Origin of the sequence: Providencia sp. PROV209, assembly GCF_028479485.1 — a bacterium.
Classification (GTDB): domain Bacteria; phylum Pseudomonadota; class Gammaproteobacteria; order Enterobacterales; family Enterobacteriaceae; genus Providencia; species Providencia alcalifaciens.
The window spans coordinates 177258-193185 of record NZ_JAMPNR010000002.1 but is presented as its reverse complement, the minus strand read 5'-3'; the positions used below and the strand labels follow the sequence as shown (position 1 = coordinate 193185).

General features: G+C 45.0%; 20 protein-coding genes. 2 read left to right on the top strand and 18 right to left on the bottom strand.

What is annotated here, in order from left to right; genetic code table 11:
* Positions 1 to 3: 3 nt before the first annotated feature.
* The 18 genes from PR795_RS03420 to PR795_RS03335 all read right to left on the bottom strand — a co-directional run bounded on the left by PR795_RS03420 (position 4) and on the right by PR795_RS03335 (position 12152).
* Positions 4 to 519, bottom strand: coding sequence for a phage major tail tube protein (locus PR795_RS03420; RefSeq protein ID WP_272516677.1), 516 nt, complete (start codon positions 517 to 519; stop codon positions 4 to 6).
* A 2-nt stretch (positions 520 to 521) separates the two neighbouring features.
* Complete coding sequence (locus tag PR795_RS03415) at positions 522 to 1694, bottom strand: phage tail sheath protein (protein WP_272516676.1); 1173 nt, start codon at positions 1692 to 1694, stop codon at positions 522 to 524.
* A gap of 112 nt (positions 1695 to 1806) precedes the next feature.
* Complete coding sequence (locus PR795_RS03410; protein WP_272516675.1) at positions 1807 to 2349, bottom strand: tail fiber assembly protein; 543 nt, start codon at positions 2347 to 2349, stop codon at positions 1807 to 1809.
* Positions 2350 to 2358: 9 nt separating this feature from the next.
* Positions 2359 to 3912 (bottom strand): phage tail protein, encoded by a 1554-nt coding sequence (locus tag PR795_RS03405; protein WP_272516674.1) that lies wholly within the window; start codon positions 3910 to 3912, stop codon positions 2359 to 2361.
* Positions 3909 to 4520, bottom strand: coding sequence for a phage tail protein I (locus PR795_RS03400; protein ID WP_272516673.1), 612 nt, complete (start codon positions 4518 to 4520; stop codon positions 3909 to 3911). The genes PR795_RS03405 and PR795_RS03400 overlap by 4 nt, the downstream gene beginning before the upstream one ends.
* On the bottom strand, positions 4513 to 5421 hold the full coding sequence (locus PR795_RS03395) for a baseplate assembly protein (protein ID WP_272516672.1): 909 nt from the start codon (positions 5419 to 5421) through the stop codon (positions 4513 to 4515). The genes PR795_RS03400 and PR795_RS03395 overlap by 8 nt, the downstream gene beginning before the upstream one ends.
* A 2-nt stretch (positions 5422 to 5423) precedes the next feature.
* Positions 5424 to 5765, bottom strand: coding sequence for a GPW/gp25 family protein (locus PR795_RS03390; RefSeq protein WP_272516671.1), 342 nt, complete (start codon positions 5763 to 5765; stop codon positions 5424 to 5426).
* Positions 5762 to 6400, bottom strand: coding sequence for a phage baseplate assembly protein V (locus tag PR795_RS03385; protein WP_272516670.1), 639 nt, complete (start codon positions 6398 to 6400; stop codon positions 5762 to 5764). The genes PR795_RS03390 and PR795_RS03385 overlap by 4 nt, the downstream gene beginning before the upstream one ends.
* Before the next feature lie 69 nt (positions 6401 to 6469).
* Positions 6470 to 7123, bottom strand: a complete 654-nt coding sequence (locus PR795_RS03380) for a phage virion morphogenesis protein (RefSeq protein ID WP_272516669.1) — start codon at positions 7121 to 7123, stop codon at positions 6470 to 6472.
* On the bottom strand, positions 7077 to 7508 hold the full coding sequence (locus tag PR795_RS03375) for a phage tail protein (protein WP_272516668.1): 432 nt from the start codon (positions 7506 to 7508) through the stop codon (positions 7077 to 7079). Before PR795_RS03375 ends, PR795_RS03380 begins: the two co-directional genes overlap by 47 nt.
* Positions 7486 to 8031 (bottom strand): DUF2570 domain-containing protein, encoded by a 546-nt coding sequence (locus PR795_RS03370; RefSeq protein ID WP_272516667.1) that lies wholly within the window; start codon positions 8029 to 8031, stop codon positions 7486 to 7488. The genes PR795_RS03375 and PR795_RS03370 overlap by 23 nt, the downstream gene beginning before the upstream one ends.
* Positions 8028 to 8462, bottom strand: a complete 435-nt coding sequence (locus tag PR795_RS03365; protein ID WP_272516666.1) for a structural protein — start codon at positions 8460 to 8462, stop codon at positions 8028 to 8030. The genes PR795_RS03370 and PR795_RS03365 overlap by 4 nt, the downstream gene beginning before the upstream one ends.
* A complete protein-coding gene (locus PR795_RS03360; RefSeq protein ID WP_224057719.1) occupies positions 8463 to 8777 on the bottom strand; it encodes a phage holin, lambda family in 315 nt (104 codons plus the stop codon).
* 24 nt (positions 8778 to 8801) lie between these two features.
* Positions 8802 to 9005, bottom strand: coding sequence for a tail protein X (locus PR795_RS03355; protein WP_272516665.1), 204 nt, complete (start codon positions 9003 to 9005; stop codon positions 8802 to 8804).
* The gene (locus PR795_RS03350) at positions 9002 to 9466 is read right to left on the bottom strand and encodes a head completion/stabilization protein (protein WP_224057720.1); all 465 of its coding nucleotides are present in this window, start codon (positions 9464 to 9466) and stop codon (positions 9002 to 9004) included. Before PR795_RS03350 ends, PR795_RS03355 begins: the two co-directional genes overlap by 4 nt.
* A 66-nt stretch (positions 9467 to 9532) precedes the next feature.
* Entirely contained in the window at positions 9533 to 10225 is a 693-nt protein-coding gene (gene gpM, locus PR795_RS03345) for a phage terminase small subunit (protein WP_272516664.1), read from the bottom strand.
* Positions 10225 to 11301, bottom strand: coding sequence for a phage major capsid protein, P2 family (locus tag PR795_RS03340; protein ID WP_272516663.1), 1077 nt, complete (start codon positions 11299 to 11301; stop codon positions 10225 to 10227). The genes gpM and PR795_RS03340 overlap by 1 nt, the downstream gene beginning before the upstream one ends.
* A 26-nt stretch (positions 11302 to 11327) precedes the next feature.
* On the bottom strand, positions 11328 to 12152 hold the full coding sequence (locus PR795_RS03335) for a GPO family capsid scaffolding protein (protein WP_272516662.1): 825 nt from the start codon (positions 12150 to 12152) through the stop codon (positions 11328 to 11330).
* Between the two features lie 170 nt (positions 12153 to 12322).
* Between PR795_RS03335 and PR795_RS03330 the strand changes: the two genes are divergently transcribed.
* Both PR795_RS03330 and PR795_RS03325 read left to right on the top strand, forming a co-directional pair.
* On the top strand, positions 12323 to 14080 hold the full coding sequence (locus PR795_RS03330; protein ID WP_272516661.1) for a terminase ATPase subunit family protein: 1758 nt from the start codon (positions 12323 to 12325) through the stop codon (positions 14078 to 14080).
* On the top strand, positions 14080 to 15105 hold the full coding sequence (locus PR795_RS03325) for a phage portal protein (protein ID WP_272516660.1): 1026 nt from the start codon (positions 14080 to 14082) through the stop codon (positions 15103 to 15105). Before PR795_RS03330 ends, PR795_RS03325 begins: the two co-directional genes overlap by 1 nt.
* Positions 15106 to 15928: the final 823 nt, after the last annotated feature.

Below are 15928 nucleotides of genomic sequence, written 5' to 3'. Positions count from 1 at the left end.
CCATTACAGCCCAATAGCCGCGCGTTGTTCAGCAAGACGATCAACACCGTCCACAATTTCAACCATGTTGATAATGTCAATTTCAAGAAGTGACTTACCACCCCAAATCAGCTTGTAATACGTCGATTTAAAGCTGAATTTAACTTGGGTATTATCACCCTGCTTTGCCGTTCCTGAGTCAATCTCAGAAAGGAAACCGCGCAGCTCTATTTCGCAGGATGTGGTTTCTCCGGTATCTTCTCGTTGATAAGCTCCAGCAAAACGTAATGTCACGCCATCAATTTCAGTGATACCCCACTGCTCATAGATTTGCGCTTCCATCCCGCCTAACGTGATTTCGCTATCGAGGGCGCTATCATCTAACCCCATACGGATATTAACGGCGCCATTCATTCCGCCACCGCGATAGGTTTCTAACTTTCGGGTAATTTTCGGTAATGTCATTTCCTCGACAAGACCGACCCAATTCTGCCCCTCATTAAAGAGGTTCATACTTTTTAGTTTGCGTGGTAAAGCCATGATTACCCCTTAATCTTTGATGAGAAGTCCATCAAGTATTTATCAGTGATACGCTGACGTAATGTGATGTTTTCCGCAGGTGGTACCGGTGTATAGTCATAATCAATCAATAACTTACCGTCTTTTAATTCATCCTTATCATTGGCATCAGGATCAAACCAGCACTCACCACCTAAGAGATAGCCATTGGTAGTTAATGAACGCAGTTTCGCGTTAATGCCTGAAATGATGAATTTCACCAACGTTGGTGTCATTGGCTTATCGACTGCCCACATATGGGCTTCTGCCATCGTGTCAGCAATGATTTGTGCAGTTCGCGTGTAGTTCTCGAATGCGAATAGGGGATCATCTGAACAAGTGCGAGAACCCCAAAAGCGAAAACCATCCTCACGGATCAGCGTGGTAATATCGTTTTCGTTGAGTAAGCCGGCATCAGTTGCAGGGTTTTGCAAATCCCATGAAATATCGGCTGAAATACCTGTCACGCCGTTAACACCCACGTTAGACAGCGTTTTATGCCAACCAATTTCCTGATCTATTTTTGCACGTAACCCTAATGCGCGCGCCGTGGCAAAGGCAATAGACTCAGCATTAGCAACCTTATCCCACGATAAATAATCAGGGTAAATGACCATTAGTTCGCGCTGATTAAAGTTTTTGCGGTAGTCCAATACCTCCGACACCGTTTTACAGCCGTAGGCACTGACATAAGCAAAGGCGCGCAGCTCTTGGGCAACCGCCGCTAACTTGGTCGCAACTGCCTGCGTATCATGACCCGGCACACCAAGAATACGAGGCTTTACACCGGTATGGTTTTTAGCAGTAAGTAATGCCTGTAAACCCGTTTTTTGTCCGGTATCGGTTGTGCCACCAATAATATTGGATGTGGTCTCGGCTTCACTTTCCCCTTGCTCTACACGTACAACGACAGTAATCGGTGACGTTTGGTCGCCAATGGCTTCTAACGCATGGGAAAGCGTTCCAGTTTTACCGGCTTTGCCTAATGCACTTTTAATATTGGTAATAAGTACCGGCTTATTGAGTGGAAATGCAACTGCATCCGCATCATCAGCGGTACACACCATGCCGACAATTGCGGTGCTAATAGTTCGAATAGGGCGTGTTCCGTCGTTGACTTCAACAACGCGTACGCCGTGATGGTAATCTTGTGCCATAAAAGAAGCTCCTTTTTGTGGTAGCTTCTATGGTGTTATTGATATTTCGTGTTGTCGTGTGATGGGTGTTGTATCGCGGAGTTGTACAACAAAGGGGCACTAGCCCCCTTGGTCATTCAGGCTTGATGCCCCAGTCAATATCAGGGGCTTTTGAAGTATCAGCATCCGCATTTTTGACGCTGTAAATTTCCCAAGCGATCAATAAATCTTTTTCGTCGTCTGTTGCCATGCCTAAGCGTACTTTTCGCTCTAAAATCGTGATGTTTTTTTCAGCTTCATCAGCAAGTAATTGTTTTTTCTGTTCCGCGTCAGCAATAAGCTCTTCCTTTGATAGCGGTGGCTTTGGTATCCATTGATTACCATCCCATACATCATCCCAACGATTTGGCTTAATAGCCGTAACATTTTCAGGCAAGGCACCTAATTCATTAATTACAAACAGAGATGCATTCAATGTACTGTAATACTCACCGCCACGATGATCCTCGATGTATACCCACTTATTATCTTTAAAGACACATGCATACCCAAGCTTATCCTTTAACGGTTTCTTTTCTGTCGAAAATGGCGGTATTTCAGACCCCTCGTAAGGCTCTGTCGTATTCTGAAATTCACCCGTAAAATTATCATAGTGATAGAGTTTAATTGTTTCCATTTTCAATCCTTAAGAAATTCGGTACCAGCCCATCAGGGTGATGAATGCGTTAGTAATATCAATCGCTGAACCTGAACCAGCATTGCCAGTAGTGCCTGAAACCGTATGAGTATGAACACCATTTACCGACGTTACCCCTGACCAAGTCCGTGATGCAGTAAAGTTATACACGGTGCCGTCGTCGTCATTGCCGGACCATCCATTACCAGCATTCCATTTACTCAGGATTGTATACGCGCCTTTTATACTCGAATCTCGGTTTGCTGATGCTTTACGTAATGCGGTGAAATCACCTGTTATATCCATGGAGCCACGATTGTGATCATGTCCACCGGCTGAACTGGTCGTTGCACTAAAGCTATGGGCATGCACTGGCAATTGTCCTGCAACAAGCGTAATGCTGTCTTTACCACCCGATTGAAGAATATTACTGCCATCGGCTTTGGCTAAGCGAATAGTTTTATTTTCACCAATATATTGCCATTTAGTGTTAGGAAACAAAGAATTAGGATTTTTATTTTGCGCGAACCATACGACTATGCCGACGGGATAAATCAGATTTAGATTAGCGGCTCTCGCGTCTACTTCGGCTTTGGTATATGCCCCGACATCACCCGCATTCAAGCTAATATCTGCGGTTAGTGGTTTGCCATTCACTTTGCGTCCGCTCGGAACTCGACCATTCGCATTATTATTGGCATTCGTTGCAGCGGTATTGGCGGCATTAGCGGCTGCCTGTGCATCTGTACCGGCTTTTTTGGCATCAGCAACACGCGTGTCGGTTTCTGCTTTGGTGTATGACCCAACATCACTCGCACCCAATGTGATATCGTCACTCAGCGGCTTGCCATTGACTTTCCGTGTACTTGGCACTCGACTATTCGCATTGGTATTTGCAGCATTCGCTGTCGCTTGCGCATCTGTTCCTGCTTTTTTAGCATCAGCAATGCGAGTATCGGTTTCTGCCTTGGTGTATGCCCCAACATCACCGGCATTCAGAGTGATATCAACATTTAACTGTTTGTTATTAACTTTACGAGTGACAGGAACAGCGCCAACATCACCTGCTGTTAACGAACTAATTCGTTTGTCTAAAATTTCAATTGCATCATCAACATATTTTCTTGTTGCTAATACGACTGTTGGATCAATTTTAAGCGTGACCGTTTCAGTATGACTCACAATTAAAATCATACGGATAGTCTGAGTTCTCCCAGAACCTTCTGCCATAGTTGGTTTATAAGTCTCAGGCGCGTTAGCTACAGCAACCAGCATCCCCGATTTATCAAATAGTCCAATTTCACGTATCCACCAACCGCCCTCATTCTCTGGAATAACCTGTTCTGCAATGATTTGATTTGAGTTCAATGGGTCAATGAACAACGTATTAATTGCAGCCTTACGGCGCTCATTAATGAGTTTCGTTTGCTTGGTATCCGGTGCCGGCAATGAGCCACCGCCATCACCAACTGACATATGTGTCAATTCAATTTTTGTGCCGAGAGCTGTCGCCTCTGCAAGCACTTTCTCACCATAGGTAGTGAGCAATGCAAAATATTTCATTGGAGAGTAACCCTCATTTCATCAATTACATGGACTGCCGCCCCCGTGGAAATAGCACCACCGACGCTGATTACGTCTGGTGTATATGGATAAACCGTCAGCTCATCCCCGCCATAACTCGTCGCAGCACAAAAAATATTGCCTTTGGTTTCAAGTTGAATAGTTAGCCCGACAAGATGTCGGCTGGCTGGCTTTGCATCGAAAATAAGCGCTTCTAGCTCTCGATACATTTCTTCGGTAATACCGGTTTCCAATACACCAATATCAAGACGAAAGGTGCCGGCGGTTTCGTTGGTTTTCCACCATTCAATCACTCGGATTAAATATCCTAAAGGCTCAACTACTCGGCGCAGCGCCCCGATTGTGCCCTTGTGTTTATGAATAAACATTGCTGCTTTGATGGCGTCGCGTTTAGCTTTTTCTGTCCAGTTTTTATCCCACCGGTCAACACTAAATGCCCATGCCAGATACGGCAGTAAATACACTGGACATTTATCAGGATTCCATAATTCACGAATAGGAATAGGCACCCGCTCTATTTGAGCCAACGCATTGGCGGCGGCGAGTTCTAATGCGGATGAGCCAGTCGGGAGTAATCGATCACTCATCAGAACCACCCAAAGAAACATTAACACCGGTGCAAAAACTGGCTTGGGTTTTATCTAACTGAATATCAGCGATGGGCTTTTTCAGCTCAACACGCTGCACACCCTGCACATGCAATGCCGCATAAATCGCACTCAACACAATGTCGCGTCCTAATCGGTGTTGCTGTGTTGTGTAACGCGCTAGCTGTTCTTCTGCTGCCGCAGTAATAGGCTCGTATTCAGGGGAGGGATAACAGTAAATAACTGCTTCAATTTCATAGTTAATAATTGTGGCAGATTGCACCGTCACACGGTCAGCCACAGGGCGCACATCTTCATCGTTTAAAGCCAGCTCTACTTTGTCAATTAAATCAACCGGCGCAATACCGTTCCCTTCTCGAGATAAAACCGTTACTGTCACGCAGGCGGGGGATGGACTGATCACCGAGGCATCAGCAACGCGACCATCCGCACTGCGCGCATGGTGTTCATAACTGCCAACTGGACCCGCCACACTCAACCCCTCAAACGCACTGGGAATACGTAATCTTAAATCAGCATCAGATTCATACACCGGCGGGATCGGCGGCACCGCATTAGCATCCCCCTCAGATAACATCAGCCGCTTAACATTATTATTCGCCGCAAGCTGATCTAAGTCAGCTCCCACAGCAAAAGCGACCATGCTCGATCGCGCGGCCTCATTAATACGCTGACGCAATAAAAGCTCTCGATAGCAATTCTCTTGCAATAACTTGGTTAATGGCTCGGATTCAAGCGCCAACGTTCTGGCTATTGCAGGGCGTAATTCACTGGGCATCGCGTCAATCAGGGCGTTTTTACGCTCCGTAAAAATCAACTCAAACTCCAAACTTTCAACCACATCCGGCGGCGGGAGTAAGCTTAAATCAATGGTCGCCATGATCACCTCACAGGAACAGAGAAACCAAACGCTTGTTCAGTTCCCGAAAAAACACCGCTCAGCTCAATCACAATGCTGGCTGGCATCGGCGTAGAAATAGTTAATTGCTGAATTTCGATACGCGGCTCCCACATCAACAACGCCGTGTAACATGCCGCCATCAACCGCAGCCTTAAGGCTTTATTGTCGGGTTGGTCTATTAACCTAAACAGTAACGATCCATAGGAACGGCGAGCAATACGGCTACCTATAGGCGTGAGTAAAATATCGCGAACAGATTGGCGAACATGGTCAATGTCGGTAACGCTTTGACCGGTGGCAGCACTTAAACCGAGAAATCTCATTGTGGATCTCCCGTTGTCTCACCACCTGAACGCACACCGCCATGCTGGTGCTTATGCAATGTAATACCATTGGATTTAATCGCGCCGCCGGTATGAGTAAAGTCGCCTGTCATTTCACCGCCCTCAGTCACATTTAATGTGGCGCACGTTAAGTTATTCGAACAAATCACCATTGGCGTGGTTAACTTGATTTGTTTGCTCGCATTCACAATGACGACCTTTGTTGTCGCACTAATTTGCTCGCTGGCTTCAATCGTTGCTGTCTTAATCCCCGTGGCTTTTAACGCGCCGGTTGCAGGTTCATATTCAATGACAGCACCATCTGGGTAGGTCACATGATTGGCAGTCAATGAGTCAGTAGGCTCACTGTATTCATCAGAAAAAAGCCCAACCAACACAATGCCGGTAGTCAACTCGCCACCTATCGACAAGATCACCACTTGCTCACCCACTGAGGGCGCCCAAACCTGACGAGCACTACCCGCGCGCTGAGTCACCCACGGCAACCAATCTGTTTGTAAGTTTCCGGTTTGTACCCGACACCCACGACGAATATCGACATCAATAATGACGCCGGTGCGGATCATGTTTCGGATGATGCGGAGCAGTTCCGCGTTATTGGCATTTGCATTCATGGTGATAGCCTGCCAGACAAAATGACGGGAATGCATGGTATCGGTGTTGTAATGCCGTGAATTACAACATCACGAGGCAAAATGATTGATGATCAGGTTTTCAATGTGGCGAATGTCGTCAACACTAAAACCTAACAATTGACGTGCAGGATATTGAATATCAAGGTTACGCAGTTTTTCTTTCAAACCGTATTGATGAATAGCGGCAATCGCAGCCGCAGAGGGAGCAAAGAAAATAGAAGCTTCATTGTCGCTTGCAAATGTTCGCATATAGCGTGCCGTTGCTAACTTTTTAAACATCCGCGCTTGCTTACTTTTCCCTTTGATTTTAACTCGGTCTTTTTTTACCAAGATAAATCGCTGAATATCCCCTTTTCTAAATGAACGCTGCGCCCCTTTGTCCACGTCAAATCCGGTAATGGTTTGCCTGCCTTGGCGCCAGTTTTTAAGATTACGCTGTTGACCTCGCCAGATAAAACGCATCTCGCGCTGAACGGTAATAAACTGGGCTTTTCGCTGAGTGAATGGGCTACCATCAGGGTTTTTCTGCTCTCGAATACGTTTGATTTGTCGCTTTCGTAAATCACGGACCAATACCCGTGAGAGTTTTTTTCTCTCTGTTGTGGAAGCTCTTGCCAAAAGCCCCGCAATTTCACTGTTTAACTCAGTCAGTGCATCATCCATACAATGAATCCCAACCATGGATTGGATCGACTGGCTCATTGACAGCTTCAACGTGATACTTGCCCTCTTTCATCGCAACAATCACACGCTCTGTCAGTTTTAAATCAATGCTGATATTGGCACTTTGACTATTGAGAATATCTGCTTCAAAACGAATACCGGTAGCCCGTTTATCAGGATTTGCGAGAATATCGGGCTGATGCTCTTTGATCCATTCCAGCACCACGGCAAAAATAATATTTTGGTCATCAGGGAATGCCTCAATAATGATATTTAAGCTGTAGCTGTACTCGTAAGACAACGAGGGTTCATAGGTGGCAATAATGCTGCCATCATCGACAAACAAATATAACTTTTCGGGGTTCTCTTTCAGGTAAGGGATTTTTTGGCAAAGCCGCTCTTTAATGCTGCTGAGTTTTTTCATTCTGACGCGCGTCCTCCGCCTGCTCTATCGCTATTAATTGAGTATTCGCCTGTTCGATATCAGTCAGTAACGCATCCACCCAGACGGGTAAATCACAATAGGTTAGCGCCTTTCCGGTAGTGATGGCGGGATCGGCTGGGTCAGCGTTTTGGGTATCGGTACGCATTGCGATTCCACGTAATCGATACGTGTTGTTGAGCAGCCGGTCAGCAATACCGCGAGGCACAGGCAGATCACAGGTGGGGTCTTTTTGAATAATCGCTTTATATTCAATTTTTCTTTCCTCTGATGCAGCTCGTTGATGTAATTCGTTTGAAGATGCACTTGATGCTATTTGATTAAGGCGCTGAAATTGAAATGATTTATCAACAATCATTTTATTTTGCAGCGCAATGGTATGCGTTTTCTGCTCGTTGTCCGCTTCCAGCCGCTTACGTAAAGCATCACTTTTATCTAAAGCCAAAGTGAGACAGCCAATAATCACTATGCTGACAACAGCTAATATAAGCGGCGTTTTACTCATAATAAGCTGTACGCTTTCTCAAACATGGCGTCATCGTATGGCTGTTGACCATTCTCAACCTGCACGATTGCCTTAGCCATTTTGAATGCCGTATTCTTATCATAGACATCAAGACAGTCACGACGATTAAAACCCGTTTCTTTACAGACACGATTAATATATCCCTCTGTATTATTACGGTCTTTTGCTGGCGCCCAACGTTCTATAATTTCTTCTACGGTATCAATTTTCCCGCAACCAACCCCCTGCTTTCCTTGATACGTTGAATACGTTCGTAGCAGCTTTAAAAGCGCTCTGATTCCGTACTCTGGTTTGATAAATCGACAATGCCGCGGCTCAATGTTAGGATCAAACGGCAATTCTCCTTGCCATTTATTTCGTGGATTGTAATCGATATTACCAGGGTTATTATTTCGAATTCCGCGTGTCACTTATTTATCTCCCAACCGCTTATTAATCATTCGGTGTGCAATCTCACGAATTTTTTCCACACCTAAAAAACCAATCGCACCGCCAATCATGCCGGATGCGCCATTCGGAATGCCAAGAAACTCAGCGCCACCAATAATTGCCCATGACAACGCCCCGCATAACAGGCATTCAGCCCATTTATTCTTTCGCGTATCACCGTCATAAATTAGGCAGGCATAACGAATAAAAATTGCCAATGCTACACCTGACAATTGCGGTAATGCGTTTTTAACTGTCTCGAAAATTTCTGCAAAGTGTTCTTTCATCGTTTTCATACCATCCCCCTATTGAGGGTGTTGTTAATCCCAAAGTTGGATCATGGCTTTTTTGGGCTGCTCGGTAATATCGGGTAATTCAACTGTCATCCCGTGCGTTAATATTGGTCCCACATCGGCAAGGTTTGGATTAAGCTCTAACGCTTTTTCAACCACACCGGCTGTCTGACCTAGTACCCGAAAGCACAGGGCATCCAATGTTTCGCCTTGCAACGCCAGCACTTTCATATCAATTCAACAATATTGTGTGATTCACCCTTGATGCGCTGAATTGCCCACTGCACATCACGCCATAATTCATCAATCGTGGTACCTAAACCTTCGGCTTTTTTCTCACCACTGTTAGTGGTATCTACATCGCGGTAACGCTCAGTCAAATTGGCTTTCGTTTGGCTGTAGACGGCACGTCGATAGAGCAACACCAATTCACTCTCTGTATTCACAAATTCAGCCGGAATTTTATCCATTGACGCATAGCCCTTTTCAATCTGGCTTTGGCGCCAAGCGGATAACTCCCGATTGATTTCAATGATGGCGTTAGTGATTGCATGCTTGAGGCGTTCCGGTGTCAGTTTTCCGTCGGTCAGCATGGATTTTTGATAATCCAGTGCGTGAATATCAGGAAAGAAATCACCACTGTGAAAGACTTCATCAGTGAGGTTCTGTGATTGTGAGGAAGTAAAATCCATACAATGCCTCTAAATAAGTGGGCGGTGGACAAAGGGAGTTAAATCACATTATTCCCTTGTGCCGCCCTAGCGCGGTGGCTCGTTCTGTTGTTCCGTGACGGTCTCTTGCTGCTTTTCTAGGTACTTCTCAAGTTGCTGCAAGTCTTTCTTCACACCAACACGGTCATTTAATTCCAAAGCCCTCAACCACGAACAAGTCGCAGGCTGAGGTTGATTATTGTCTCGCTGGGCATAGCCTAACCACTTATAAAGATTTGCACGGACTTGGTCTGGCATATCTTCATCAATCGTTAGCGTCATGGTTCGAGTAAGGACGTCCAACGGCATCGGGGTTTTAGCGGCGTATTGCTTTTCAGCCTGATCAGCAATCTCTTCCGCAATAGCACAGCCCGTTGTGCGGGTGTGCTTATCAGGCATGTTGAGGTTATAACGCAAAGCGTAGTCGGCAATATCTAATGCCCCGTGATAATCACCGGCATCAATACGCCACAACATTACCCGCATCGTGACATCATCTTGCTGACCTTTACCGCTTGCCAAAATACCGGCGACCCAAGGCGCATAATTAGGCAGCATTTCCCGTTTCACGCTAGCTTTGCGCTCAAAAGACTGAATGCGTTTTAACCGGCGACGGTCAGCATTCATCATCAATGTCATTTGCGTGTAAGCCGTCCCCGTTTGCATAATTGGATCGCGCTGCTGAGCGTCCTTTTCTGCGCCCATACGGATAACGTGCCGACGGAAAATACTGCTGCTCATTACTCGCCGCCCTCGTCCTTATCAGCTTCTGGGGCTTTTGCTGGCGCATTCACCATCTCGATATTTTCAATCAGCGCAACACCGCGATAATCTTCAACCACATAGGCTTCATTGACTGATTCGTAGTTTTCGATTTGGTCACGCTTTGGATTATCCAAAATATGACGGCGACGAGTTTCGTTCTGCCAGTAAATAGACAGGTTATCAAGACGGGTGATCAGGAGTGCATTATCAGGGAAATACGGTGCGCGAACGGCTTGCAAGCCGCCGATACGTTTTTGGCTGATGATCATATCTGCCGCGAGTTTTTCGCTGTTTTCCTGCTCTTTATTGACCAGCGGGAAATACTTATCACTGAGTAACTTACGACCACAAATCACCACGATATCAGTATCATCTTGATATTCTTCATCAATCAGATCGTCAACCGCGCTCATTACCAAAGCATCAAGGTTATGGAAATCACCATCAACCCCGACGCGGATTGTCGCAGAAATCACTTTTCCATCAGCATCTTTAACATCACTGACCACATGCTCTGGCGCGTCATTTCTCACTTTTTGCAGCCAGCCGATATTGACGTCTTGCAGTAACTTATTCACTTCACGATTAGAGTCTTTCGCGCGGCTGGTACCGTTAAAACCAATCATGATACGGTCAAGCGCTTGACGACGAATAATCGCGTTACGAATACGTAACTGGAAGTCTTTAAACTTCGCCCATAAATCCAATTTTTTATACGAAATAGACGTATCAAAGTTAGTTTGCTCACACTTATAAGTTACTTCATTCAGTGCGCTTGGATCTGTTGGCTGACGGTCTTTTTTCGTGGTGTCCGTTGTACCTGCTACGGTTGAACCTACACCCAGACCAATGACAGAGCCAGATTGCTCATCAACAGGAACCACGTTTACCATGGTTAAGAATGCCGCGCTTTGCTGAATGTTATCTTCTAGCGTTTGGGCAATAGACGGATTCACTTCAATTTTGCTGGATAACGCCTCTACTTCAACATCAAACAACGACGCTAACTGAGTTAAAAAGGCATTAAATTGAAATCGGGTTTGTTTTTTCATGTTTGCTCTCAAATTTGTAGGGCTAATTAGCAATCCGTCAGGAATTCAGGGGCAGTCGCGCCGTTATCACCCAACGACTGAGGTCGATTGACATTGCTTCCATCCGTTTGTTTGAGCGTGGCTTTTAGCTCATTCAGCTCATTACGCAGCTCACTGATTGCATGACTTTCGCTTTCGTAGGCGCTTAGTTTTGTTTTGGCTTCATCCAGCTCTAAACGCACGGCATCAATCGTTTGAGCGCACAGCTCAACGCTTTTATCGACATCAGAAAAACGGGCATCGTCTTTCTTGCTTTTACCTCGCAACATTTCGGTTACGCGAGAAAATAATGACGGGGTTTCCGGCTTTTCTTCATCGAATTCAAACAGGGTTTCTTCCGCAAGCGTGAACACGTTCTCTTGAGATTGCTTACGACCAGATAGCGGGTTAACACTGTTGCTTGCGCTAAATTGCAGCATTTCAGTGCCAAGGCTGGCAGGGTTATCGGTTACTGCTAAACCAACAAGGTAGGCTTCGCCGGTGTCTGCGAACTTCGGGTTAATTTCCACTGAGGTATACACTTTCTGACGCTTTTTATTCATTTCGATCAAGTCGTCAGTTGGCAGTAACGTGGCATACAAGCCCAGCTTGCCTTTTAGCGCACCCTCTTTAATTTCTTCGGTATAAACAGACTCCACATCACCAAAACGCGGCATCCATTCATACTTTAAGTGTTCAGAGTTAATGCGAGCACCATACACACTGGGATCGTAGTTTTTTTCGATATCAGTTAGCCAAGAACGCTGCACCGTGCGCCCATCGGTCGTGGCACCCTCAACACAAATTCGCACTGGCTTCGTTTTTTTCGTCATGCAAATGACTCCATCAGTAACAAAACGGGATTGTCAGAATATTTTTCAAAAATAAGTTGGCTTATAGGTTTCAGTGTTTACATCAAGGAGACAACGGGTCGCTGTTGTAGGAAAGGCAGGTACAACACAACGCCAGCGCGCGCAAGGATTGCGCTCAGTAATCTGGCTGCATGAATACATTACATGATTTTGAACCCCGCAAACGCGCGATGCACCTTTATTTCAGTGGGCACCGTATTGCACGTATTGCCGAAATTTTAAAAGAAAAGGCATCCACGATTCATAGCTGGAAACGGCGCGATCAGTGGGATGAGATCACGCCGATTGAACGCGTCGAAATGACGCTTGAAATGCGACTTTGCACACTCCTTGAGAAAGACAACAAAGAGGGAAAAGACTTCAAAGAAATCGACCTACTTTATCGCCAAGTCGAGCGACACGCCAAAATCCATAAGTATCAAAATGGTGGCAATGAAGTCGATTTAAATCCCAAGCTTGCCAACCGCAACGCCGGTGAACGTCGCGCACCGGATAAAAATGTATTTAGCGAAGAACAGATTGAGCGATTAGAAGAGATATTTCGTGAAAATATGTTCGGCTATCAAAAGGTTTGGTATGGCGCTGGCAATCAATATCGAATTCGCGACATTCTCAAATCCCGACAAATCGGGGCAACGTATTTTTTTGCACGAGAAGCTTTCATTGATGCGTTGACTACGGGGCGAAATCAAATTTTTCTATCTGCAAGTAAGGCTCAAGCCCACGTCTTTAAAGGTTACATCATTGAGATGGCACGTGAAGTGGATGTGGACTTAAAAGGTGATCCCATTGTTTTATCAAACGGGGCAACCCTCTATTTTCTGGGCACCAATGCCAAAACAGCCCAAAGTTATCACGGCAACTTATACCTAGATGAATTCTTTTGGATACCAAAATTTCAAGAATTGCGGAAAGTTGCCAGCGGCATGGCACTCCACAAAAAATGGCGTCAAACCTATTTCTCAACCCCATCAAGCCTGACGCACAGTGCATACCCGTTCTGGTCTGGAAAATTATTCAACCGAGGGCGCGCTAAAGCTGATCGTATAGATATAGATGTCAGTCATGCAGCGCTCGCCGCTGGCAGGTTATGTGAAGACGGGCAATGGCGTCAAATCGTCACTGTTGAGGATGCTATCAAGGGGGGATGTGATTTATTTGATATCAACCAATTGAGGCTGGAATACAGCCCCGATGAATATCAAAACTTGCTGATGTGTGAGTTTGTCGATGATATCGCGTCGATTTTCTCACTGGAACTGATGCAACGTTGCCTTGTTGATAGTTGGGAAGTTTGGGAAGATTTTCAGCCCGAAATGTATCGCCCTTATGGCTATCGCTCAGTTTGGATTGGGTACGATCCCGCCAAGGGTACCGAAAATGGCGATAGTGCCGGTTGTGTCGTCATTGCCCCACCATCTATGATGGGCGGTGCTTTTCGTATTTTAGAGCGCCATCAATGGCGCGGCATGGACTTCCGCGCCCAAGCCGAAGCCATTAAACAACTGACTGAACGTTATAACGTGGAATATATCGGTATTGATTCCACCGGTATTGGGCACGGTGTTTATCAATCCGTTTTAGAGTTTTTCCCGCAAGCCCGTGAGTTTGTCTATAACCCCGCAATGAAAAACGCCTTAGTGCTTAAAGCATGGGATGTGATCAACAGCGGTCGCTTAGAGTTCGATGCCGGTGACACCGACATTATTCAGTCTTTTATGGCAATTAGACGGTCAACCACCGCCAGTGGTAACCGCCCAACCTATGAAGCCAGTCGCAGTGAAGATGCCAGCCATGCAGACTTAGCATGGGCAGCAATGCATGCCTTATTCAATGAACCGATCACCGGTGACAGCACCCAACATCATAATATCGTGGAGCTATACTAATGAGCCGTAAAAACCGCAACAATCGCAATAAAACTCAAAATACCGGTGGCGTTGAAGCGTTCACATTTGGTGAACCGGTTTCCGTTCTGGATAGTCGTGAAATTTATGATTATCTGGAATGTGTCAGAATGGAAAACTGGTATGAGCCACCGATGAACTTCAATGGACTGTCAAAAGCATTTCGTGCAGCCCCACACCATAGCAGCGCGATTTTTGTTAAGCGTAATATTCTGACCAGTACCTTTAAGCCACATACATTACTTAATCGACAAACCTTTGATAGCTTTGCGCTCGACTTCTTAATGTTTGGCAATGCCTATTTGGAAGAGCGAAAAAATCTATTAGGTGGCTTATTACGATTTAAACATATTCCAGCAAAATATACCCGCCGCGGCATTGAAGAGAATCAATATTGGTTTGCTAAATATGGTTATGAAAGTGAGCCTTACCCTTTCCAACAAGGCGGTGTGTTTCACTTGATTGAGCCTGATATCAACCAAGAGTTATATGGCTTACCGGAATATCTTGCCGCCCTACCCTCAACCTTACTAAATGAATCTGCTACGTTATTTCGTCGCCGGTATTATCTCAATGGGAGTCATGCCGGTTACATCATGTATATCAGTGATTCGTCACAGTCTCCGACCGACATTGAAAATATTCGTAATGCAGTAAGAAGCAGTCGCGGACCCGGCAATTTCCGTAACTTATTCCTGTATGCCCCGAACGGAAAGAAAGACGGCATTCAAGTTATGCCCCTGAGTGAAGTCGCCGCGAAAGATGAATTTCTAAATATTAAAAATGTCAGTCGTGATGATATGCTCGCTGCACATCGGGTACCACCACAAATGATGGGGATCATTCCACAGAATACCGGTGGTTTTGGTGATGTTGAGAAAGCGGCTAAGGTATTTGTTCGCAATGAACTCATTCCACTGCAAGCCAAGATGAAACAGTTAAATGATTGGTGTGGTGAAGAAGTTATTCAGTTTGATCCGTACCGGCTGGATGATGATAACGAATAAATCATCTCAATATTAAACATGGTACCGCCTCAATGGCGGTATTTTTTCGCCATTAGGCAGGTGATCTCGATGGTTTAAATAATAATAAGACCCCACACTATTATATCAAAACCACCACACCAAGACGAATCGCCCTAATTTTATTCCCACCAAATCGAAGCTTAGCCTCCCTGTAATCCATTCTGAGACGACCTAAAATAATTGCTATCTAGCTATAGAAATTTGAATTTAACGCGGCTATGGCTCGGAGAATTTGCGCGGTGATAATTAACAGTAAACATGCCGCCGCGCAATCGTAGCCCCGCCACGCCTGCCCACTAAATAGTTTGGTTTTCATGCACCTGCATGAGGTCGTCAGAACCGCGTCAGTGGTGGGGCTTTGCGTGGGTAACAATCCTTGTTTGCTCTTGCGGATTTAGGTGGAAAATTGCTTTATTTGGCACAGCCATAAAACAACAAACCCCCTAAAACTTAAAATATCAACAAAATGGAAACTATTTTAAATAGACGTTTATTTTTACTTACAATTAGTTTTTAACTCCACTCATAAATCATAAAATGACAATATTAAGAATAAAATAAATACTTGATCGTTTTTTAATCAATTATGAGGTTTATAGCAATTCTAATTTTATAAATAGGTGTGGATATAAAAATTCAACCTATCGCGGGATATATCCTGCACCGCGGTATTTATCATTAGAGGTAACAATGATAAATCCAATTAAAAACTATAAAAACTTAATAAGAAACTTTAAAAATTTAATTTTCATTTTACAGTACATATTTGACATTTCATTTTTTGGGATTGGGATAGTAATTA

Bases quoted from the DNA above. Each gene is read 5' to 3' on its own strand.
- PR795_RS03370 (WP_272516667.1), bottom strand. From the start codon at position 8,031: ATGAGTAAAACGCCGCTTATATTAGCTGTTGTCAGCATAGTGATTATT.
- PR795_RS03355 (WP_272516665.1), bottom strand. From the start codon at position 9,005: ATGAAAGTGCTGGCGTTGCAAGGCGAAACATTGGATGCCCTGTGCTTT.
- PR795_RS03335 (WP_272516662.1), bottom strand. From the start codon at position 12,152: ATGACGAAAAAAACGAAGCCAGTGCGAATTTGTGTTGAGGGTGCCACG.
- PR795_RS03325 (WP_272516660.1), top strand. From the start codon at position 14,080: ATGAGCCGTAAAAACCGCAACAATCGCAATAAAACTCAAAATACCGGT.
- PR795_RS03350 (WP_224057720.1), bottom strand. From the start codon at position 9,466: ATGGATTTTACTTCCTCACAATCACAGAACCTCACTGATGAAGTCTTT.
- PR795_RS03385 (WP_272516670.1), bottom strand. From the start codon at position 6,400: ATGAATGCAAATGCCAATAACGCGGAACTGCTCCGCATCATCCGAAAC.
- PR795_RS03415 (WP_272516676.1), bottom strand. From the start codon at position 1,694: ATGGCACAAGATTACCATCACGGCGTACGCGTTGTTGAAGTCAACGAC.
- PR795_RS03330 (WP_272516661.1), top strand. From the start codon at position 12,323: ATGAATACATTACATGATTTTGAACCCCGCAAACGCGCGATGCACCTT.
- PR795_RS03375 (WP_272516668.1), bottom strand. From the start codon at position 7,508: ATGAAAAAACTCAGCAGCATTAAAGAGCGGCTTTGCCAAAAAATCCCT.
- PR795_RS03420 (WP_272516677.1), bottom strand. From the start codon at position 519: ATGGCTTTACCACGCAAACTAAAAAGTATGAACCTCTTTAATGAGGGG.
- PR795_RS03390 (WP_272516671.1), bottom strand. From the start codon at position 5,765: ATGAGATTTCTCGGTTTAAGTGCTGCCACCGGTCAAAGCGTTACCGAC.
- PR795_RS03395 (WP_272516672.1), bottom strand. From the start codon at position 5,421: ATGGCGACCATTGATTTAAGCTTACTCCCGCCGCCGGATGTGGTTGAA.
- PR795_RS03340 (WP_272516663.1), bottom strand. From the start codon at position 11,301: ATGAAAAAACAAACCCGATTTCAATTTAATGCCTTTTTAACTCAGTTA.
- PR795_RS03405 (WP_272516674.1), bottom strand. From the start codon at position 3,912: ATGAAATATTTTGCATTGCTCACTACCTATGGTGAGAAAGTGCTTGCA.
- gpM (WP_272516664.1), bottom strand. From the start codon at position 10,225: ATGAGCAGCAGTATTTTCCGTCGGCACGTTATCCGTATGGGCGCAGAA.
- PR795_RS03400 (WP_272516673.1), bottom strand. From the start codon at position 4,520: ATGAGTGATCGATTACTCCCGACTGGCTCATCCGCATTAGAACTCGCC.
- PR795_RS03410 (WP_272516675.1), bottom strand. From the start codon at position 2,349: ATGGAAACAATTAAACTCTATCACTATGATAATTTTACGGGTGAATTT.
- PR795_RS03360 (WP_224057719.1), bottom strand. From the start codon at position 8,777: ATGAAAACGATGAAAGAACACTTTGCAGAAATTTTCGAGACAGTTAAA.
- PR795_RS03380 (WP_272516669.1), bottom strand. From the start codon at position 7,123: ATGAGCCAGTCGATCCAATCCATGGTTGGGATTCATTGTATGGATGAT.